Below are 20,327 nucleotides of genomic sequence, written 5' to 3'. Positions count from 1 at the left end.
TGAACACCAAGATGACAGTTCCTGAATCGGGACATCGTGCACTCGTTTTGATCCTTGAAAGATCCCTGCGACTCGGCTCACCGGGTTGACGCGTAAAAGTACTCAGCCAGTTAGTCCAGTGGTAGTTTGCAGCTATGGCGAATGCCCTCGCGTGGTTCTCACAGTCCGGCGTCGTGCAAGGAATCATTCTCGGTGCCGTGCTGGCGTTCTTGACGGCGATCCTCATGATGAATGCCGTGGGCAGGGCGGTCACAACGACTGTCAACGGTTGGAGCGCCATCCGGAAATGCGGCCAGCCTGGCAACGGTGTCCTCGTGCGGGCTGCATGTGCCAAGGCCCTGCCCGTCGTCAATGTGTTTGACGAGGCCGCCTACTGGACCGCCACTGTGGATGGCTCAGGGCAAACGCTGAGCGGCGGGCATGGATACGTCCTGCATTTTCCTCCCGGGCAACTCCCGCCTAATGACGCCTTCTGGTCGCTCACTCCTACCGATACCGTCGGGTATATGGTGGACAATCCAACTAATCGCTATAGCGTTGGTGACCGTTCGCCTCTCGCGCAGAACGCCGACGGTTCTGTCGATATCCATCTCCAGCATGAGGCTCCGGTCGGGAACGAGCAGAACTGGCTGCCCATTCCTTCCGGGAAGTTCAAGCTGATGTTCCGGGTGTATCTGCCCGGCGCGGCGATTCTAGACGGCACGTATCAATTGCCGCCCATTGCCAGGGCGCATTGAGATGAACCGCCTCATCTTGAAATACGGACGTCCCCTTACGGCCGTCATACTGGCGGTCTTCGCGTGGGTCATCTACCGACGGATCGCCAACGGGGACGGGATCATTCCACTCGCCATAGCGGCAGTCATCGTGTGGGGGCTCGGCGCGCCCGCGTTCATCTACCTCTGGCCGCGACTCACGGTCAATGGATACAAGAGGGCGATCCTCAAGCATGGATTCGGTGACGGCCCCATCCCCGTCAACACGCTGTACGCCGTGCCCGGCACTTCGTCCCCGTCGACGTCGCGCGGGAGCCTTATGGCGACCGGAGCTGACGATTTGCTCTACGTCGGCGGCTGGCTCGACTTGAGCAGAGGACCGCAGATCCTGCACGTACCGGACACGGCCGGCCGTTACTTCAGCGTGCAGTTCACCGACCCTTCGAAGAGCACAAATTTTGCCTACGTCGGCAAACGCACCACAGGAACCAAAGCTGGCCTCTATCTTCTCAGCGGGCCTGGCTGGAGGGGCACCGTACCGAACGGAATGACGCAGATTTCCTCGCCAACCCACTCCGCGCTCGTCATTGGCCGGGTCTTCGTCGAAAGCGACAGCGATCTTCCGACCGCTTATGCGCTTGCGAAGCAAATACAGCTCGCGCCGCTGAAGCAGTAACGGCGACGTGACCGGCCCAGATGTACGACGGCGAACGGCTCGCCGCCGGTGACCTGCCGAAAGGCCCTTTCGCACAGGAGAAGCCGGACCAAGTCTTTCGACGTCGCCGACGGCGAAATCGCCAGATTCCGGTGCAGCGGGAAGAGCACCCTGCCGATCTTCCTCTTGTCCTTCGCGGTTCCCAGCCTGGCCCTCACGCTCAAACGCGACTAGACGCCAACCACCGATCCCGTGTGGGCTTAGCGGCGGAAGGTGAGGTGGATGATGCCGCTTTCGGCGGTCTCTGACTTGACCGTGTAGTCGCTTTCCAGCCCCCGGAGATCGTCCCAAAGCCGTATTCCGCTACCGAGCAGGATGGGTGTGATCGCGACGTGCAGCTGATCGACAAGTCCGGCCCTGAGGTAGTCGCGCACAACGGTAGGGCCGCCTCCGATACGCACATCCTTTTCCCCCGCCGCACTGAGCGCTCGTTCAAGCACTTCTTTGGGGCTGGTGTTTACGAAGTGGAAGGTCGTACCGCCGGCCATCGTCATGTCAGGGCGAGGCGTGTGAGTGAGGACGAACACCGGGACGCGGAATGGCGGTTCGTCACCCCACCAGCCCTTCCACTCGGGGTCATCGGGGAAGTTATGGAACCCGAACATACCGGCACCCATAATCTCAGCTCCGACCCCCTCGAAGTAGGCCGCTGCGTATTTGTCGTCGACACCGGACGTGCCTTCTCCACTGGTGTCATGCAAGACCCGCTCACGGAATGTGCGGGTGGACGTATATGCGTCAACGAGACGGCCCCAGTCCGAACCGAACGGATTCTCCGGAGTTGCGTCCGTCGTCGTGGCGAAACCATCCAGCGAGATATTCAGGTCAACTCGAACAGCCATGGTGAAGGTCCCCTCAGATCAGTGGTTGCGTTATGCAACCACCATACTGGTGGTGAGATCATCGTCACGGAGGAATTCGCCGAAGAATTCATGGTTTCTGGGAGCGCAGAGTCTTCGACCCCCGCGGTACCCAACAGCGCACGGCATCGCGGTATTGTCTGAATTCTTCGCCGAACCGTTCCTCCAGGTCAGCTTCCTCGAGCGGCCTGACAACGTAATTCCACACTAGCGAGCCCACGACGGCGTAGGCCACCACCAGCCATGATTGCAGGATGACGCCAACTGCCGCGCCCTGGAGAATGCCCGCGGCCGCCATTGGATTACGGATCCAGCGATACGGACCTGCGATGACCAAATGGTTCGGCATTGCCGACGGCAGCGGGGTGCCATTTCCCAACGTCGACATCGCCACGGCCGCCGAGATGCCAAGGGCGCTGGCGAGTATCAGAACCGCGACACCCACAGGAGCTGCAAACGACGGAAACAGGAGCACCACCGCCCAGCGCCCTTCGAGAAAAGCGACGGCGAACGGAATCGCCGCAAGGAAGAAGCCCCAGAAGAGGACAATTTGCCCGAATGTTGAGGCCACGTGGCTTGCGGCGGTCGGGCGGGGGATTGCGGGACGGAATGCGAACGGACCGCGGATGATCCACGCGGTAGGTACACGCCCCAGCAAGACAAGGCAGAGCGCGATCAGCGAGCCCGCAGTCGCAGCGCCCATGCCGAGTACGCCCCAGCCTGCTTCGGTTGTGACGGTCGCGTATATCGCCAGTGCGACGGCGACGGCGCCCGTCCAGCCGGCACTCACCAGCGCGGCAGCCTTTACACCAAACGCCGCCACGGCAGACGCCACGACGAACAAAGGAATGTCGAAGACAGCAACCGCAACCGGGTCGAGGTTACCGAGGGTCGCCTCGCGCACCACTGGAGACAAGAAAACCGCGGCCCACCACAAGAAGCCGGCAAGCGCCTGCATGGCGAAATATGCCCTGCCCCACGAAACGGCTCCGCCCCGCCGAATCAAGGGCGACACCCGCTCAGCCCAAACATCAGTAGCCCCAATCGACGACAATTTTGGCCCAGCCTACCGAAATCGAACGCTGCGTCCGTGTTCACCGGAGACTCGCGCAGGACCAGTTATCCCCCAAACCCCCGCAAAATGCCCTCACGGCTACAATGAGACATATGCCGGACATCGAGCGTTGGCCCACCGGAAGGTTGCTGTCTACAGCGGCCCGGCTGGTGGAACACGCTTGGGACGAGAATCTCAGGGCGATCGGCCTCACCCACGCCGGCGTCATCGCGCTCGAGGTTCTTGCAGCCACAGGCCCCATCACCCAGACCGCGCTCGCGCAGATCGTGCGCGTGCAGGCCCAGACCATGGGGCAGACACTCAGCAGGCTCGAGGCACACGGGCACATAAGTCGCCGTCGAAGTTCCGAGGACCGCCGGGTGCACGTCGTTTCGCTCACCGACGCAGGCAGGGAAGCGCTTGAGCGGGCGGTCGAATCGGAACAACAGGTTCTTGCCCAGGTGTCGATCGATACGTCGATGTTCAGGCAGGAATTGAAAACAGTCGTGCGCGAGCTGGCGGACCGGCAAGCACCCGCGGGAGACAGCGACGGCGCCCCTCTTGCCTCCGCGGCACTGGAAGACTAGTCCGAGGAAACGTCGACGGCGGTCCGCTCATCGGGCGTAGGACCCCCACTGCGCGCGGACCGCTCGCCGCGCGCAGCCAACTCATCCAGTACCGCGTCGTACCAAGACTTGACCCCAAACTCGGGCTTCCCCACGTCGAGCAGCCTGAAAAGGGCGTCGGCCAAAAAGTTGAGCTCGGCAACGGACAGCTTCGCAAGCCCTCGCACGGGGTCCAGTTCGCCTTCCAGGCATGAGGTGAGTAGCGCGTTCACAGCGCGGCTCCAGGCGTGTGGGCAGACACGCAAGAAGCGTTGAAACGGAGGGGTGTCCGGCGGGTCATGGGGTCGCTCCATGGAAAGAGTTCCTAGGGCCGCTGCATAACCCACCCTGATGATATCGACACGCCGAGGCGCGCGGCAAGCGCGCCGCGCGGCCAGAAACCAGCATCAACGGCGCCTAATTGGCGCGTTCAATCCCGCCCGCGTCGCCGGACAAGCCAAGCCACCAGAATCACGGCAGCGGCGGCGCAAAGCACGGGGCCGAAACGACGAACCAGCACCGGCCACACGGCCGAGCCCAGATCCAATTCCGACGACGACGCGAGCGGCGCGGACCGAGGTGCAGCCGCAGCCGCAGGCACACGCGTCGCCGGCGGTTCAACCACCTGCGCTGCAGAACCCGCAGCGGGCCCGACGGCGGCGGGCCCGGCGGCTGCTCCAGCCGCGGGCTCCCCGGGCTCCGCTACCTCGCCGGTAGCCATCCCGGACTCTGCCGACGCAGCCGAGCCTCCGGCGTCGGGCTCGGTATCGCTCGGAGCCCCGCCGCCCGCCTTCCCGATCACGCACTGGACAAACTGTTCCAGCAACTTGTCCGAGATGTCCTGGATGACACCCCGGCCGAATTGGGCCGGTTTTCCGGTGACGTTCATGTCGGTGGTCACGTCCACGGAGGTGCCGTCGCCCTCGGGCGTCAGCACTGCAGTCACGGTGGCGCCCGCTGTGCCGTTGCCGCGTTTATCCTTGCCCGTGGCCGAAATGACCACCGTGTGCGTCTCTTGGTCGCGCTCGAGGAATTCGCCGGTGCCGGTGTAGATCATGGCGATGGGGCCGAGCTTGACCTTGACCGTTCCGGTGAACTGCTCGCCGCTCACCGATGTGAGGGTCGCCCCGGGGAAACAGGGCGCGATGTCTTCCAGTTGGTTGAAGGAATGCCAGGTGTCCTCCAGCGAACTGGGAACCACGAAGTGATGTTTGAGTTCCACGTCTCCCTCCGTCCGTTTTCCGCTAAAGCCCGGCGGCCGCGATGACGGCCCGCTTGGTCAGGACCTCGGCCAGGTGGCGGCGGTAGGCCGCGTCCCCGTTGAGGTCGCTCGCGGGGTCGGTCCCCTCGGCGGCGTGTGCGCTCGCGGCGGCGATCGCTTCCCTGGTCGCTGGGCCACCCACTAGTGCCTGTTCGACGGCGGTCGCCCGCAAGGGCGTGCTGGCCATGTTGGTCAGGCCGATCCTGGCCTCGGAGATGGTGCCGCCTTCCACCCGGACCATCGCGGCCACCGCCACGATGGACCATTGCTGGGCCACCCGGGTGAACTTCTCATAGTGCGAACCCCAACCGGTGTACTTCGGCACCCGGATATGGGTGAGGATCTCGCCGTCGTCGAGGGCGGTGGTGAAGTACCCCTGGAAGAAGTCCGCCGCTGCCAGCCGGCGTTCCCCGTCCGGACCTGCCAGGATGAACGTCGCGTCCGCCGCCAGCACCGGCGCGGGCATGTCCCCCGCCGGGTCGGCGTGCACCAGAGCGCCGCCGAACGTGCCGCGGTGGCGGACCTGGGGATCCGCGACCGTGGCCGCGGCCTTGGCCAGCAACGGCACGTGCTCGGCAATGAGCGCGTCGGTGGCGATCTGGTGGTGCGTTGTCATGGCCCCGATCAGCAGCGCATCGCCGTCGTCGCGGACCCCGGACAACTCGCCGATCCGGCCCAAGTCCACCACCATGGCCGGGTCGGCCAAGCGCAGTTTCATCACGGGGATCAGGCTTTGACCCCCGGCCAGCAGCTTCACGTCGTCGCCGGCGTCGGCCAGCACGCCCAGCGCCTCCGCGACCGTGGCCGGAGCGGCGTAATCGAATGCGCTCGGAATCATTGCACACCTCCGGTGGTCTTGGCTTCTTCAAGGGCGGCCCACACGCGCGACGGCGAACAGGGCATCTTGATGTCCTTCACGCCCAGATGCCGCACCGCGTCCAGTACGCCGTTGACAATGGCGGGCGTCGAGGCGATGGTTCCTGCCTCGCCGACTCCCTTGGCTCCCAACTGGTTGGTGGTTGACGGCGTCTCGGTGCGTGCTGTCGTGAAGTGCGGCAAATCCGGCGCGCTCGGCACGAGGTAGTCCACGAACGAGCCCGTGACCAGTGTCCCGGCGTCGTCGTGCACGGCCTCCTCATAGAGGGCCTGCGCGATTCCCTGGGCCAGGCCGCCGTGGACCTGGCCCTCCACTATCAGCGGATTGACCACCACCCCGACGTCGTCCACGCAAACATACTTGCGGATGGTGACCTGCCCGGTCTCGGTATCCACTTCCATGGCGGCCAGATGGGTACCGTGTGGGAAGGAGAAATTCTGCGGGTCGAAGGTGGCATCGGAGTCCAGATTGGGCTCGAACCCGTCCGGCAGGTTGTGCGCGGAGAAGGCGGCAAAGGCGATTTCACCGAGCGCCGTGGACTGGTCGGTGCCCTTGACACTGAACTTGCCGTCCGTGAACTCGATGTCCTCTTCGCTGGCCTCCATCATGTGCGCGGCCACAACTTTGGCCTTCTCGATCACCTTGTCCGCAGCGGCCAAGACAGCCATTCCGCCGACAGTCAGTGACCGGGAGCCGTAGGTGTCCAGGCCCCGCTGGGAGGTCTGGGTGTCCCCATGAAGCACCTCGACATTTTCGAACGGTACGCCCAGCCTGTCGGCCACGAGCTGGCTCCACGCGGTTTCGTGGCCCTGGCCGTGGGCGGACGAGCCGGTAACCACTTCGATGTTGCCGGTAGGCAGCACCCGTACCTGGGCGTGTTCCCAGCCGCCGGCGGCGTAACTCAGCGCGCCAAGCACCCGGGACGGAGCCAAACCGCACATTTCGGTGAACGTGGAGATGCCGATCCCGAGCTGGACGGGATCGTTGGCTTCGCGGCGCCGCGCTTGCTCGGCGCGAAGCTCATCGTAGCCAAAGAGCTCAACGGCCTTCGCAGTGGCGGCTTCGTAGTTGCCGCTGTCGTATTCGAGCCCGGCGACAGTGGTGAAGGGGAATTCCTCGTGCTTGATCCAGTTCTTCTTCCGCAGTTCCAGGGGATCCATGCCCAGTTCGACGGCGAGTTCGTCCATCAAGCGTTCGATCGCAAACGTCGCTTCCGGTCGGCCTGCGCCGCGATAGGCATCGGTCCACGCCTTGTTGGTGAAGAGATTGGTGCATTCGAACCGGTAAGCCGGGAACTTGTAGATCGAGTTGTACATGAACGCGCCCAGGATCGGGACACCGGAGGTGACGAGGCCCAGATAGGCACCCATGTCCGCCAGCAGCTGCACGTCCAACCCCGTGACGATCCCTTCCTTGGTGGCCGCGAGCTTCACCTTCTGCACTTGGGCGCGGCCGTGGTGGGCGGCCATGAGGGATTCGCTGCGGGTCTCGGTGTACTTGCACGGTTTGCCGGTGTGCCGGGCCGCAAGCACCGTGATGGCTTCCTCCGGGGTCACCTGCAGTTTTCCGCCGAAGCCGCCGCCGACGTCGGGGGCGATCACTCGCACTTTGCTTTCCGGGATGCCCAGGGTCAGCGCCAGCATGAGCCGGAGAATGTGCGGTATCTGCGTGGCCGACCACACTGTGATCTGCTCACCTGTGGGATCCACCAGTGTCGATCGGGGTTCCATGAAGGCCGGGATGAGCCTCTGCTGGTAGAACGTACGCTCAATGAGGACTTCCGCGCCCTCGAGCGCCTCGCTGATCCCTTTGCCTGTGCCGGCCTCGCCCGAGTCAAAGATCCAGGTTGCCGATTTGTTGGTGCCCAAGTCCGGGTGGGCCAGCACCTCGTCCTTCAACGCCTCTTCCAGGTCCAGGACGACGGGCAACTCCTCATAGCTGACATCGACCAGTTCGACGGCGTCGCGGGCTGCGGCGGCGCTGCGGGCAACGATGCACGCAACGACTTCGCCGGCAAAAGCCACGGTGTCGACGGCGATCGCCGGGTGGGCTGGAGCCTTTTGTTCAGGCGTTATCGGCCAGGCGTTGGGCAGGCTTCCCTGCTGTGCGGCCACATCCGCTCCGGTGAGCACGGCGACGACGCCGGGTGAGGACTTCGCGGCGGAGGCGTCGATCGAAGTGATCTTCGCGTGGGCGAACGGACTGCGGACCATGGCCAAATGAAGCATGCCGGGCAAGGTGATGTTGTCCGTGTACCTGGAGCGTCCGGTGATGAGGTGGGCATCTTCCTTGCGGAGGCGGGCCTTGCCGATTTCGGTGATGGTCATGCCACGCCTGCCGTTTCCGTTTCATCGCTGTCCGCGGACACCGTGCCGGCCGCCGCAACAGTGCCGTCAGCGGCGGCCTGCACCGCGGCAACAATGTTCTGGTATCCGGTGCAGCGGCAAAGGTTTCCCTCAAGGCCGTCCCGGATTTCCTGCTCGGTGGGGTGCGGGTTTTCGGCGAGAAGAGACGCCGATTGCATGATCATGCCCGGCGTGCAGAAGCCGCATTGCAGGGCATGGCATTCGTGGAAGGCTTGCTGCAGAGGGGCGAGCTTACCGTCCCGGGCCAGGCCTTCGATGGTGGTGACGTTATGGCCGTCTGCCTGAACCGCGAACATGGTGCAGGATTTGACGCTGACTCCGTCCAGATGGACGGTGCAGGCGCCGCAGTTGGTGGTGTCGCAGCCGATCAATGTGCCGGTCTTGCCGAGCCGTTCGCGCAGGTATTGGACCAGCAGCAATCGTGGTTCGACATTGTCTGTGTAGCTCACATCATCGACTTCGACGGTGATCGTCTTGGAACTCGCCATTGGGATCTCCTGTCGCGTTGGACGACGGGCACGACTGCCGTCATCCAGTCCTGATGTGACACAGGTTACTCCACGGAGGCGGCGAGCGCCTTAGCTTGGCTTGAGTTCGTACCCTGTATCCTCGTGGTCTGCTTCAACAGTGGGTTCGTGGTGGATCCGGGCCTCCATGGTGCTCAATCTTCCGCCCCCGCCACCCCAGTGCAAGGCAATGATTTCGGCGGCGATGGAAACGGCTGTTTCCTCGGGCGTGCGGGATCCGAGATCCAGGCCGATCGGGCTGGACAGCTTGGCCAATTCGGCCTCGCTCAGGCCCGCTTCGCGCAGCCGTTCCAGCCGGTCGTGGTGCGTGCGCCGGGATCCCATCGCCCCCACATAGGCCACGTTGTGGCGCAGCGCCAACTCCAGCAGCGGCACGTCGAATTTCGGATCATGCGTGAGCACGCAGATCACGGTGCGCTCATCCACTTGGCCGGCTGCGATCTGCGCCTGCAGGTAGCGGTGCGGCCACTCCACCACCACCTCGTCCGCTTGCGGGAACCGGGCGGCCGTTGCGAAAACCGCGCGTGCGTCGCAGACAGTGACCCGGTAGCCCAGGAAGCTGCCTTGTTTCGCGACGGCAGCGGCGAAGTCGATCGCGCCGAACACCAGCATGCGCGGCTGCGGGGCGAAACTGAGGGCGAAAACGCGCATGCCTTCGCCGCGCCGCTGCCCGTCCGGTCCGTACATGAGGGTGGCATTTCGGCCCGCGGCCAGCAGGCCTTGGACATCGTCGGATACCGCATGGTCGGCGCGTTCGCTGCCCAGGGAACCCACAAACCCTTCAGGGCGGACCACCAGGTGGCGGCCCAGCCAGGCCGGATCGGGGTGTTCGATTACGGTGACGATGGCAACCGGGCGGCCTGCGCCGACGTCGTCCGCCACTTGGGCCAATTCCGGGAAGATCGCGGTGGAAACCGGCTCCACGAAAATGTCCAGGATCCCGCCGCAGGTCAGGCCGACCTCGAACGCGGCGTCGTCACTGATGCCGTAGCGCTGGAGTACCGGCTGGCCGGACTCGACCACCTTGGTGGCCAGTTCGTAGAGCGCTCCTTCGACGCACCCGCCGGACACCGAGCCCACCGCACTGCCGTCGGCGTCGACCATCATGGCGGCCCCTGCCGGGCGCGGTGCGGAGCGGAAGGTCCGCACCACCGTTCCGAGTCCTACTGTGTGTCCGGCCGCCATGGCGGCGACCAGATCGTCCAAGACCTCACGCATTGGCAACCACGTCCAACAACTCCTCGAAACTTTGCATTGAGTGCCCCCCTATAAAGAAGTCAACGTGCGGCAGCACCGCCCTGATTCCCCGCTGCAGGGGCTCGTACCCCGCTTTACCGCGGTGCGGGTTGGACCAAATGATCCGCCTCGCCAGATGATGCAGACGTTCGGCCTGGCGTCCCAGCAGTGCGGGGTCGCCTCGCTCCCAGCCATCGCTGGCAATCACGACGACGGCGCCGCGCACCATCACGCGCTGGCCCCAGCGGTCGTTGAACGCTCGCAGCACCTCTCCAAGCCGGGTTCCGCCGGACCAATCGGGGACGGTGCGGCCGGCGAGGGCCAAGGCATTGTCCGGGTCGGGAACCCGGAGCGCGCCCGTCACACGGGTCAGCCGGGTGCCCAATGTGAACACCTCCACTTGGCGCGGAGCGGCTTCCACTACCCGGTGGGCCAAACGCAGCATGCTGTCCGCATAAGGAGCCATAGAACCCGAAACGTCGATCAACCAGACCATCCGGCGGGTTTTGCGCGGAGCCCGGGCGCGGCGCAGCGGCCCCGGTTCCCCGCCGCGGCGAAGTTGGTCGCGCAGGGTCCGTACGCGGTCGACGTCGCCATGCCGGTCGAAATGCTTGCGCCGGGTCTGCCGGGTGGGCAAGCGCACCGGCAGCTCCTCGAACATCCGGTGCAGCAAGGCCCGTTCCGCGTCGTCCAGCACGGCTACGTCGCGGTGCCGCAGCAGCTCCCGGCGGCTGGCGAGTGCCCGCAACTGTTCCCGCCCGGCTTCCGTGCCGCCGTCGTCGTTGTCCAAAGCGGCAGCACTGACTGACGTCGCGGAGTTTTCCAGGCGTTGGGCGGTTGAATGTTCCACGGCGAACCAGGCCTCAAACGTCCGCTGGTAGGCGGGCAAGTCCTCCGGCGAGGCGCACAGCGTGGCACGTCCAGCCCAGAACACGTCGGAACGGCGGTCCAGGGCGAGCCTGCCGACGGCGTCGACGAAGCTGAGCGAGCGGTCCGCGGTCACTTTCACGCCGGCCGCACGCACGGCGGCAGCAAAGGCCAGCAGGATTTCTTCGGCGCTGTGCCCGGTGTTCTGGCCTGTGCTCTGGCGTGCCGGCCCGCTCTGTTCTGCCGTTGGCATGGGCTCAGCCGAGCATCCGGGCCAGGGCCGCCGAGACGCGCTCGGTGTCCTCGCGGTACTTGCACAGCGCGCCGATGCTGGCCGCAGCCGATGCCAGGTCCAGCTCGGCCCGGCCGAGCTGGTGCAAGGCACGAGCCCAGTCCAGGGTCTCGGCGACGCCGGGAGGCTTGAGTACGTCGTCGGTGACCCGGATCTGCTGGACCGCGCGCACTACCTGCTCGGCCAGGAGCGCGGGCACCTGGGGGAGCCGGGTGCGCACAATCTCCACTTCGCGGGCCAGCCCGGGGTGGTCGATCCAGTGGTAGAGGCACCGGCGTTTGAGCGCATCGTGCAGGTCGCGCGTCCGGTTGGAGGTGAGCACCACAATCGGCGGGGTGTCGGCCTTGACGGTGCCGAACTCGGGGATGGAGACCTGATAAGTGGAGAGCACTTCCAGCAGGAACGCCTCGAACTCGTCGTCGGCCCGGTCGATTTCGTCGATCAGCAGCACGGCCGGGCTCTGCTGCAATGCCTTGAGGATGGGCCGGGCCAGCAGGAACCGTTTGTCGTAAAGCGAACTTTCCAGTTCGGCCACGCTCAGCCGCGCGCTCATTCCCGCGCCGCTGCTGGCCTCCACACTGCGCAGATGCAGGATCTGGGCGGTGAAGTCCCAGTCATACAGTGCCTGCGACGCGTCGATTCCCTCATAGCACTGCAATCGGATCAGCGGCAGCCCGAACCCTTCCGCCAGGGCCTCGGCCAGGGAGGTCTTGCCGGTTCCCGGTTCGCCCTCCAGAAGCAGCGGCCGTTCCATGCTCAGGGCGAGGTAGCCAATGGTGGCCAGGCCATCATCGGCGAGGTAGCCGGTGGCGGCCAGCATTTCGGCCAGCGCTGAGGCGGAGCTGATCGACGTCTGCGTCATGGCACCAGCATAGGGTCACCGGCAGGGCTCCGGTCTGGTGGGCTACCCGCCGATGTACGACATCTCGATCTTGTGTGCCGCTGCGGGGTCTTTAGGCGTGTGCGAACTGCGCAGTTCCGAGTAGCGGTCCGTACGGCCGCCCCACAGGGCGGACAACGCCGTCGAAAGCTCGACGTCGGACGCGCCGCCCCTCAGGAGCGCCCTTAGGTCAGTGCCGGTTGTGGCGAAGAGGCACGTGAACAACTTCCCATCGGCCGAGAGCCGGGCCCGCGTGCAGCCGCGGCAAAAGGCCTGGGTCACGCTCGAAATGACTCCGATTTCGCCGCTGCCGTCCGCGTACCGCCAGCGATCCGAGGTTTCGCCGGGGTAGTTGGGCGCCACGGGCTCCAGCGGGAACACCGCGCCGATGCGGGCCAGGATCTCGGCGGAGGGCACCACTTCATCCATCTTCCAGCCGTTGGACGCACCCACGTCCATGTACTCGATGAACCGCAGAATGAACCCGGATCCCTTGAAATGGCTCGCCATGGGAAGAATGTCCTGGTCGTTCGTGCCGCGCTTGACCACCATGTTGATTTTCACCGGCCCCAGTCCGGCGGCCTGGGCAACATCTGCGGCGTGAAGGACCTTCGCCACGGGATAGCCGACGTCGTTCATGGCCTGGAAGGTCTCCTCCCGGAGGGAGTCGAGCGAGACCGTCACCCGGTTCAGCCCGGCATCCTTGAGGGCCTGTGCCTTCTGCGCCAGGACCGAGCCGTTCGTGGTCATGGCCAGGTCCGGTGCCAGCCCGTCGGGAGTGCGCAAACGGGCCAGCATCCGGACCAATTCCTCGATATCCTTCCGCAGCAGGGGTTCCCCGCCGGTCAGCCGGATCTTCCGCACCCCGTGCCCCACCGCAATCGACGCCAGCCGGGTGATTTCCTCAAACGTCAGCAGCTGATCCCGGGGCATGAAAACGAAATCCCGCCCGAAGATCTCCTTTGGCATGCAGTAGACGCAACGGAAATTGCATCGGTCCGTGACGGAAATCCGCAGGTCCCTCAGGGGCCGGTGGAAGGTGTCGGTGATGGAATTGGCGTCCATGCAGCGCCCTCTCAACGCGGTAGTAGTCCCAACCGCTTGTGCCTCTCCCAGCGTATGCCCGGGCCCGGGCGCCCACAATGGAGGCGGCTGAACGACGGCGGAGCCGGACTCAGCCGATGGGCTCTGCCATCTTCTCGACAACATACTGGGCATCCACCGACGTGCCCGTCACAGGGTCGCTCATTTCCACTTTCCAGCTGCGGGCAAACTGGTCAACCCCCTGCTTCATTGCTACCGTGCCCGAGATGAGGACGGTGCCCGGCTGGTTCAGGCCGCGCTCCGCCAGGACTTCGAGCCAGTAGTCAGGGCTGAGGAGCGCCTCCAGTGAGCTGTCCTGGATGAGGGTGTCCGGAGTTTCGCCGTCGCCCACCCAGCCCTTGAGGGTGATGTTGTCCAAATGGTCGCGAACATCATCCAGGCGCCAGGCTTTGCGGCCCAGCACGTCCGGGCTGGCGTTCTTGCTCCAAGCCACGCCGTGGACCTCGAGCTCGCGATCCGTGTGGTCGCACGCCACGGTCAGGAGCACGTCCTCATTAGTGATCACCAGGGCCCATTCGGCTTCACCCGAGGTCCTGCCGTGCTGGACGCGGACTTCCGAGACCTGCTGTGCGAGATATGGCGACACGGGGTACAGCGCCGGCGTGCTCGCGGGGCCGGGAACGCCAAGTTCGGCCAGTTCGGCGATGTGGGCCTGCACTTCTTCCTGCTCGCGCCCCGCGTAGCCGGCGTTCAGGAGGTGCTTGACCTGGACGTTCCTCGTGGTGCCATCGGGAAGTTCAAAGCTCAGAGTCGTCATTTTCTGTCCATCCTTTGCGTGTCCTGCTGGAGAAATTTTTCAGATCGGAAACCGGAAACAGTCGCCAATGTACATCCAGTATGCGTAATGTATACATTTAACGCCAGTGTGGCAGGCGTCACCGTAAACTTCTCGTGGAGGAAACCCATGGCCAACGTTCCAGTTCCGGCTTCCGGCCCAGCGCCGCGTCCGGGAAAGCCGCTGCATCCCAAGGGCCTGTACAAGGCCTTTGCCGCAAGCCTCACCGGCACCGCGCTCGAGTGGTACGACTTTGCTGTCTACTCCGCCGCGGCCGCCGTCGTATTCCCCATCGTCTTTTTCCCGTCATCGGATCCCTTGACCGGGACCATCCTGGCGTTCTCCACCTATGCTGTGGGCTACGTGTCCCGGCCTGTGGGCGGCATCATTTTCGGACGGCTCGGTGACCGCATCGGCCGCAAGAAGGTGCTGGTGACAACGCTGATGATCATCGGCGTCGCCACCGTACTGATCGGGGTGCTGCCTGGTTACGGCAGCATCGGCATCTCGGCCCCGATCATCTTGGTATTGCTGCGCTTCGCCCAGGGCGTCGGCGTCGGTGGCGAATGGGGCGGCGCAGTGCTGCTCTCCAGCGAGTACGGCGATCCCCATAGGCGCGGGTTCTGGGCTTCCGCGGCCCAAGTCGGACCGCCAGCCGGCAACCTCCTGGCCAACGGCACGCTGGCCGTCCTGACCGTTACCCTCAGTGAAGCGCAGTTCATCAGCTTTGGCTGGCGCATCGCATTCCTGGTCTCGGCCGTGCTGGTGGGCTTCGGTCTCTGGATCCGGTTGAAGCTCGAAGATACCCCGATTTTCAAGGCCATCGAGGCGCACGGCGAGCAGCCCAACGCTCCGGTCCGTGAAGTCTTCACCAAGGAACTGCGGCCGCTCGTCGCCGCCACCCTGTGCAGGGTTGGCCCGGACGTGCTCTACGCGCTGTTCACCGTCTTCACCCTGAGCTACGGGATCCAGACGCTTGGCTATGACCGCAGCCAGGTCCTCACTGCCGTATTGATCGGCTCGGCGTTCCAGCTTTTCATGATCCCGCTGGCCGGAGCCGTCTCCGACCGCTTCAACCGGCGCCTCGTCTACGGGATCGCGGCCGTGGTCGGGGCCGTCTGGACTTTCGTCTTCTTCGGAATCCTCGGCGGGCACAGCGAGCCGCTGCTCATCGCGGGAATCGTCCTGGGCCTCATGGCGCACTCCTTCATGTACGGACCGCAGGCCGCCTTCATCGTTGAACAGTTCTCCCCGAGGTTGCGGTCCACCGGAAGCTCGCTGGCCTACACCTTCGCCGGCGTGATCGGCGGAGCCATCGCACCCTTGATGTTCACGCTGCTGCTGTCCCAGTTCGGCACCTGGATTCCGGTTGCCATCTATGTGGCCGTAGCCGCCGTCGTCACCGTAGTGGGATTGGCGCTCGGCCGGGACTCCAACACCGTGGAAGACGAGGACTACCGCCTGCTGCTCGAAGGATCTGCGGCGGCAAGCCAGCGGTCCGCCGTCGCGGAAACGCGCTGACGCTGGCCATCCGGAGGAGTCGTTAGGATGTCGGCGAGCTGCGCAGGGCGGACGAAAACCGCGTCAGGTCCGGAGCAGGATGTCCCGCGTCACCGCCAGGTGATGGTCGATGGCTTTCTGGGCCGTCGCCGCGTCGCCGGACATCAGGGCGTCGAGAATGTCCTGGTGTTCGGCGCACACCTGCTCGCGCCGGCCTCCGGTACGGAACAGCGCGGAGACTCCCACCAAAATTTGCCGGACGTGGAGCTTGCTGTACGTCCGGGAAATGAGCTCGTTGCCCGCCGCGTCGATGAGCTGCTGGTGGAACAGGGTGTCCAAGCGGATAAACTCACGGGCCGCTTCCGGGCTCAGTTCCTGGGGAAGCTTTGCCTGTTGGTCAAGGGTTTCCTGCATCGTCCCGGCGGGGATCCGGCCCTGCTCGATGACCAAGCGGGCGGCGTGGCTTTCGAGGATTCCTCGCAGTTCCATCAGTTCGGACATCTCCCGTCCGGTCACCGGGGGAACGTAAGCCCCGCGCTGGGGAATCAGTTCCACCAGACCGTCCGAGACGAGCAGCAGGAGCGCCTCACGCACCGGCGTACGCGATACGCCGATTTCCGCGGCCAGTTCCTGCTCGTTCAGGAACTTCCCCTGGACTTCGGGGTCGATCAGGATATTTTCACGCAGGTACGCGTACGCCTTCTCGCGGCCGGACGCCGCAGTCCCCGAACTTTTTCGCATACATCATGTATACAACAATCTGGAGTAAATTCATGCGTTTAGCAGTGGCCCAAATCATCACGGGCGCCGATCTGGCCGCCAACCTGGAACTGATCCGAGGATACGCCACCCGCGCCAAAGCCGTCGGAGCCGAACTCGTGGTCTTTCCCGAAGCAGCGATGCGCGCTTTCGGCTACAGCCTGGCGGACATCGCCGAACCGTTGGACGGACCATGGGCCGCAGCGGTCCGCAGCCTTGCGCGGGAGTTGGACATCGCCGTCGTGGTGGGAATGTTCACTCCTGGCGAGGGTGGTCGGGTCCGGAACACCCTATTGGTCACCGGCCCCGGGGTGGAGACGTCGTACGACAAGATCCACCTCTTCGATGCCTTCGGCTTCGCGGAATCCGATTCGGTCGACGCCGGGACGTCACCCGTAACCTTCGAACTCAACGGCACCGTGTTTGGCCTTGCCACGTGTTACGACGTGCGCTTCCCCGCCCTCTTCGCTGCCAACGCCCGGGCAGGAGCGCAGGTCAACATCGTCTGCGCCTCATGGGGAGCCGGCGAAGGCAAAGCCGAGCAGTGGGAGCTGCTGGTGCGTGCCCGCGCAGTGGACAGCACCACCTTCGTCGTGGCGTGCGGCCAAGGCAATCCCGCCAGTGTCGGCTTGCCTGCCACCGGCACGGCGCCCACCGGTATTGGGCACAGTGCCGTGATCTCGCCGCTGGGTGCCGTCGTGGCCGCCCTTGGGGAAATGCCGGAACTCGCCGTCGTCGACATCGATCCGTCTGTTGTGGAAGAAGTCCGGGGCAAGCTTCCCGTTCTGGCGAATGCCAGGGACCTTTAGGGGCGCGGAGACTAGGGGCCGCCGTCGGCGTCTTCTTTGATGACCAGCCAGTAGGCCGAGCCGTCAGGCGTGCGGCTCACGATGCCAGAGTCAACAAGGTAACGCCGGAGCATGGGCACATCTCCAGTGAACCCGGCGAGGCGTTCGTTAAGCTCCCGTTCCGCCACCCGTTCGCTGGTCTCGAGGACGCGCGTCGCCACCCAGGCGAGAACCTTGAGTCGGTCTGCCTCCCTCGCCGGATAACGATCAATGCGGCCATCCGGGGTCAAGAAGCGCTCGACGCCGGACGGGCTGGGCGCCGGCGAGAGGCTCGCCAGCGCGTCCCGGAAGGCATGCTCGCGGATACGGTAGCGGGCACTGCCTTCGGTCTCGACCGCCTCGACCAGCCCCGCCTGGTGCAGAAGCGTGAGCGCCCGTTCGAGTTTCGCCGGCGAGAGCGAACTGGCCGGGGTTCCGCCAACGCTGATCTCAGCGAAGACCCTCCGGGCTTGGGCGTTTGCCAGTGCCGCGAGGACGCGCCGCGCATCCGACGTCGTCGATGAGTCGCTCACCATGAGCCTAGCTTAGGCACAAATTAGGCGTGCCGTCCTGACCTTCTTTCGTTTCGGAAAGCGCTTGCGACACGGCGAGTCGTGCCATTTCAGGGCTTTCGCCCGGCAAAGAAGGTCAGGACGAACAGGCCACGTTCGACCTAGGCGGCCGGGATGTCTTCGAAGGTGACTTGGTCCAGCAGGACATGGCCCCAGCTTCCCGTGCCGTTATCGATCACTTGGAGCTGTGCGCTCTGGCCAATGAGGTCGGAGACGTTCCACGATGTCCAGGCGAGGCGTTCGCTGTTCTGGCCCGTTGCGGTGCGGACCACTTGCCCGTTGACGACGAGATTCACCGTGGTCTGATTGTCCGGTTCACCTCCAACAGAGTTCGGCACGCTGCTGAACACGATCTGGTCCACCATGATGTGGCCCCAGGATCCGCTTGCGTGGTCGATGACCTGGATTTGGGCCTTCTGCCCGACGAGCGTGTGGGCGTCCCAGTTCACGTTCGACATCGTCGATGAGTTCTGGCCCGTTGCCGTGCGGACTACCTGCCCGTTGACGAGGAGGTTCACCGCAGCGGCACCGGACTGGCCCCAGGGGTGGTTTCCTCCCGCGATGAGGAAGTCGATGTAGTCCCGCGTGATCGTGAACGTCGGCGATGTGATCGCGCCCGTGGCCGCGTCACCTCCTCCGACGTACGTGTCGAGGACCTTGGAGCCGAGCTGGTGGGGGAGGGATTCCGCCGTCGGGCCTTGGCCGACGTAACTGCCCGACGCCGCCCAGCCGGCACCCCACGTTGAGCCCTCGAAGTCGGCGAAGACGTCCGAGGGCCGTGGGTTGTTCCCGCCTCCTGCGAGGAAGTTGACGTACGAGTGGCCGATGGTGAACGACGGCGAGGTCAGTGTTCCGGTCGATGAGTCGCCGCCGTTGAAACTGTTGACGAGATTGTTCCCGAGGTAGCCCGTGACGGGCTGTTGGTTGGGGAGAGCCCCGCTGGCGGGCCCGGAACCGAAGGCCGCGCCCGCCGTCGTCCACCATGGTGGTCGTGAAAAACATCGTGAGCGCGGCGAAGAGGGCGAGCATGCTCGCCCTCTTCGGCAGCCTCCTTGCTGAGTGGGCCATAAAATCTCCGGGTCTCGGTCAGGACTACTCGACCGCCGATAGCTCTGCATCGAGCCTCTGCACACGGCGTTGTTGAGCAGGCGGGGAGCTTGTGGGGGGAGCTTGTAGGGAATCAAGGACTTTTTGATTAAACGCTTAATCACGGCAAGAATAACTGGTGATGAATCGTTGATCAAGCGTTTAAGCGGATTGTTTTAGGTGGCTACGCGGGCGGCGAAGCGGCTCATGAGGGCGCGCCGGACCCGCTGGGCTGGCTGCTCGACGGCCACGCAGCTCAGGAAACCAAGGGGCCAAGCCGCAACGAGAGCGAGCGCAGCAAAGCCGAGCACGGGAACGTGTGCCGGCGTGTGGGCGCCGGCGAGGAGCTGCTGGATTGGCCATCCGTAGATGTAGATCCCATAGGAGATGTCGTAGCGGGACCCGATGGCGGACGCGCTGCCGATGGAACCGATCGACAGGATGAGGTAGGCAAACGGTAGTGGGGCGAGGGCTGTGCCGTAGCCCGTGGCGAGGGCGCCCCAGACGGCCAGTGCGGCGAGAAGGCTTGGCACCGCACCGATGAGCATCCGGTGCCTCTGGGTAGCAAGGAGAGACCCTGCCATGAAGATTGCGAGCAGCGGGAGGACGAATTCGGTGCGGTTCGGCCCGAAGCTGCCGGCGAGGAGCTTTCCGAAGACCGCTCCCGTGGATGCGGCAAAGAGCAGGAAGATTGCGGTGGCCGTGCCTCGCCTGTTCTCTGGAAGCCTGCGGAGCAGGAACACGACCACGGCGATGATGACGTAGCACAGCCCCTCCCAGGTGAGAGTCCAAAGGGGGCCGTTCCAGTCGAAGCGGTCGTTGTTGCCCCAGAGGGACGTCCCTATGGCGGGCGTGTCCATAACTCCGACGCTGAGCGCCAGGGCCGCGCCGAGGAAGGCCAGGGCTCCGCGCAGGTCGTACGTCCCGTGGGTCAGGAGAGCGCCAAGCGGTGCAGCCACGAAGGCAATAGCAAGCGCAGCGACCACGAGGGCCGGATAGATGCGGGCGAGCCGGGCCGCGGCGTAAGCCAGCACCGTGTCCGAGCGTTCGGCACTGACGGTGATGAGATAGCCGGAGATGGCGAAGAAGCCCATGACGCCTGCGGTGCCGAGCTTGATCCCGTAAAGCGAGGGTTCCGGGCCGTAGCCGCCCAGCCACCAGGAGTGGGAGACGATCACGGCTGCGGCGAAGACCAGGCGCAGGGCGTTCAGTGAGTTTCGTCCAGAGCCCAGGGCGTCACCCAGGGTGCGGGCGCCGAGTATGGCCAGGCCTGGACGGTCCACCGCTGTCGTGGGGGTCTTCATGGGCTAGTCATCTCTTTTTGGGCTCAAAGGCTGTTTGGGTGACCTTCTTTGGGTGTGACCCGGATAACACTCTGATCGAATCTACACGAGTAGATTTGATCTGGTCAAGCGGCTTTAGCTTCGTCCCGGGTCTCGTGCGAAACA

Annotated in this window: 21 protein-coding genes; 5 read left to right on the top strand and 16 right to left on the bottom strand. The window is 64.7% G+C overall.

The features are described 5' to 3' along the window. Nucleotides 1–134: 134 nt before the first annotated feature. Nucleotides 135–737, top strand: a complete 603-nt coding sequence (locus ABEA18_RS18260; RefSeq protein ID WP_345451470.1) for a DUF1214 domain-containing protein — start codon at nucleotides 135–137, stop codon at nucleotides 735–737. Between the two features lies 1 nt (nucleotide 738). Beyond that, nucleotides 739–1,392, top strand: coding sequence for a DUF1254 domain-containing protein (locus tag ABEA18_RS18255; protein ID WP_345451468.1), 654 nt, complete (start codon nucleotides 739–741; stop codon nucleotides 1,390–1,392). Nucleotides 1,393–1,631: 239 nt separating this feature from the next. Here the strand turns inward: ABEA18_RS18255 and ABEA18_RS18250 are convergent, their stop codons facing one another. Next, nucleotides 1,632–2,273, bottom strand: coding sequence for a dihydrofolate reductase family protein (locus ABEA18_RS18250; RefSeq protein WP_345451466.1), 642 nt, complete (start codon nucleotides 2,271–2,273; stop codon nucleotides 1,632–1,634). An 88-nt stretch (nucleotides 2,274–2,361) separates the two neighbouring features. Then, a complete protein-coding gene (locus ABEA18_RS18245; RefSeq protein WP_345451618.1) occupies nucleotides 2,362–3,249 on the bottom strand; it encodes a methyltransferase family protein in 888 nt (295 codons plus the stop codon). Nucleotides 3,250–3,458: 209 nt separating this feature from the next. Between ABEA18_RS18245 and ABEA18_RS18240 the strand changes: the two genes are divergently transcribed. Continuing rightward, nucleotides 3,459–3,932: a MarR family winged helix-turn-helix transcriptional regulator gene (locus ABEA18_RS18240; protein ID WP_345451464.1), complete on the top strand. Its 474-nt coding sequence runs from the start codon at nucleotides 3,459–3,461 to the stop codon at nucleotides 3,930–3,932. On the opposite strand, the gene ABEA18_RS18235 is transcribed toward ABEA18_RS18240, so the two are convergent. From ABEA18_RS18235 to ABEA18_RS18190, 10 genes are all read right to left on the bottom strand, one after another. After that, nucleotides 3,929–4,183, bottom strand: coding sequence for a hypothetical protein (locus ABEA18_RS18235; RefSeq protein ID WP_345451462.1), 255 nt, complete (start codon nucleotides 4,181–4,183; stop codon nucleotides 3,929–3,931). The genes ABEA18_RS18240 and ABEA18_RS18235 overlap by 4 nt on opposite strands. A gap of 197 nt (nucleotides 4,184–4,380) precedes the next feature. Then, nucleotides 4,381–5,172 (bottom strand): SRPBCC family protein, encoded by a 792-nt coding sequence (locus tag ABEA18_RS18230; RefSeq protein WP_345451460.1) that lies wholly within the window; start codon nucleotides 5,170–5,172, stop codon nucleotides 4,381–4,383. Nucleotides 5,173–5,194: 22 nt separating this feature from the next. Continuing rightward, nucleotides 5,195–6,049, bottom strand: a complete 855-nt coding sequence (locus ABEA18_RS18225) for an FAD binding domain-containing protein (protein WP_345451458.1) — start codon at nucleotides 6,047–6,049, stop codon at nucleotides 5,195–5,197. Beyond that, the gene (locus ABEA18_RS18220; protein ID WP_345451456.1) at nucleotides 6,046–8,415 is read right to left on the bottom strand and encodes a xanthine dehydrogenase family protein molybdopterin-binding subunit; all 2,370 of its coding nucleotides are present in this window, start codon (nucleotides 8,413–8,415) and stop codon (nucleotides 6,046–6,048) included. The genes ABEA18_RS18225 and ABEA18_RS18220 overlap by 4 nt, the downstream gene beginning before the upstream one ends. Further along, on the bottom strand, nucleotides 8,412–8,942 hold the full coding sequence (locus ABEA18_RS18215) for a (2Fe-2S)-binding protein (RefSeq protein WP_345451454.1): 531 nt from the start codon (nucleotides 8,940–8,942) through the stop codon (nucleotides 8,412–8,414). Before ABEA18_RS18215 ends, ABEA18_RS18220 begins: the two co-directional genes overlap by 4 nt. A 90-nt stretch (nucleotides 8,943–9,032) precedes the next feature. Continuing rightward, nucleotides 9,033–10,199 (bottom strand): XdhC family protein, encoded by a 1,167-nt coding sequence (locus tag ABEA18_RS18210; RefSeq protein WP_345451452.1) that lies wholly within the window; start codon nucleotides 10,197–10,199, stop codon nucleotides 9,033–9,035. After that, nucleotides 10,192–11,337, bottom strand: a complete 1,146-nt coding sequence (locus ABEA18_RS18205) for a vWA domain-containing protein (protein WP_345451450.1) — start codon at nucleotides 11,335–11,337, stop codon at nucleotides 10,192–10,194. Before ABEA18_RS18205 ends, ABEA18_RS18210 begins: the two co-directional genes overlap by 8 nt. A 4-nt stretch (nucleotides 11,338–11,341) precedes the next feature. Further along, nucleotides 11,342–12,238 (bottom strand): AAA family ATPase, encoded by an 897-nt coding sequence (locus tag ABEA18_RS18200; RefSeq protein ID WP_345451448.1) that lies wholly within the window; start codon nucleotides 12,236–12,238, stop codon nucleotides 11,342–11,344. 42 nt (nucleotides 12,239–12,280) lie between these two features. Then, nucleotides 12,281–13,321 (bottom strand): GTP 3',8-cyclase MoaA, encoded by a 1,041-nt coding sequence (moaA, locus tag ABEA18_RS18195; protein WP_345451446.1) that lies wholly within the window; start codon nucleotides 13,319–13,321, stop codon nucleotides 12,281–12,283. 109 nt (nucleotides 13,322–13,430) lie between these two features. Then, nucleotides 13,431–14,117: a DUF2848 domain-containing protein gene (locus ABEA18_RS18190; protein WP_345451444.1), complete on the bottom strand. Its 687-nt coding sequence runs from the start codon at nucleotides 14,115–14,117 to the stop codon at nucleotides 13,431–13,433. Nucleotides 14,118–14,264: 147 nt separating this feature from the next. On the opposite strand from ABEA18_RS18190, the gene ABEA18_RS18185 reads away from it, so the two are divergent. Then, nucleotides 14,265–15,656: an MFS transporter gene (locus ABEA18_RS18185; RefSeq protein ID WP_345451442.1), complete on the top strand. Its 1,392-nt coding sequence runs from the start codon at nucleotides 14,265–14,267 to the stop codon at nucleotides 15,654–15,656. Between the two features lie 63 nt (nucleotides 15,657–15,719). On the opposite strand, the gene ABEA18_RS18180 is transcribed toward ABEA18_RS18185, so the two are convergent. Continuing rightward, nucleotides 15,720–16,376 (bottom strand): GntR family transcriptional regulator, encoded by a 657-nt coding sequence (locus ABEA18_RS18180; RefSeq protein WP_345451441.1) that lies wholly within the window; start codon nucleotides 16,374–16,376, stop codon nucleotides 15,720–15,722. Between the two features lie 32 nt (nucleotides 16,377–16,408). Between ABEA18_RS18180 and ABEA18_RS18175 the strand changes: the two genes are divergently transcribed. Then, on the top strand, nucleotides 16,409–17,203 hold the full coding sequence (locus ABEA18_RS18175) for a carbon-nitrogen hydrolase family protein (protein WP_345451440.1): 795 nt from the start codon (nucleotides 16,409–16,411) through the stop codon (nucleotides 17,201–17,203). Nucleotides 17,204–17,214: 11 nt separating this feature from the next. On the opposite strand, the gene ABEA18_RS18170 is transcribed toward ABEA18_RS18175, so the two are convergent. The 3 genes from ABEA18_RS18170 to ABEA18_RS18160 form a co-directional block, all read right to left on the bottom strand. After that, nucleotides 17,215–17,757: a DUF2087 domain-containing protein gene (locus ABEA18_RS18170; RefSeq protein WP_345451439.1), complete on the bottom strand. Its 543-nt coding sequence runs from the start codon at nucleotides 17,755–17,757 to the stop codon at nucleotides 17,215–17,217. A gap of 137 nt (nucleotides 17,758–17,894) precedes the next feature. Next, complete coding sequence (locus ABEA18_RS18165) at nucleotides 17,895–18,911, bottom strand: hypothetical protein (protein WP_345451438.1); 1,017 nt, start codon at nucleotides 18,909–18,911, stop codon at nucleotides 17,895–17,897. Nucleotides 18,912–19,055: 144 nt separating this feature from the next. Then, on the bottom strand, nucleotides 19,056–20,183 hold the full coding sequence (locus ABEA18_RS18160; RefSeq protein ID WP_345451437.1) for an acyltransferase family protein: 1,128 nt from the start codon (nucleotides 20,181–20,183) through the stop codon (nucleotides 19,056–19,058). Nucleotides 20,184–20,327 lie beyond the last annotated feature (144 nt).

Source organism: Arthrobacter gyeryongensis (assembly GCF_039543785.1).
In the GTDB taxonomy this organism is placed as follows: Bacteria; Actinomycetota; Actinomycetes; order Actinomycetales; family Micrococcaceae; genus Arthrobacter; species Arthrobacter gyeryongensis.
This window is presented reverse-complemented; position numbering and strand designations above follow the sequence as displayed.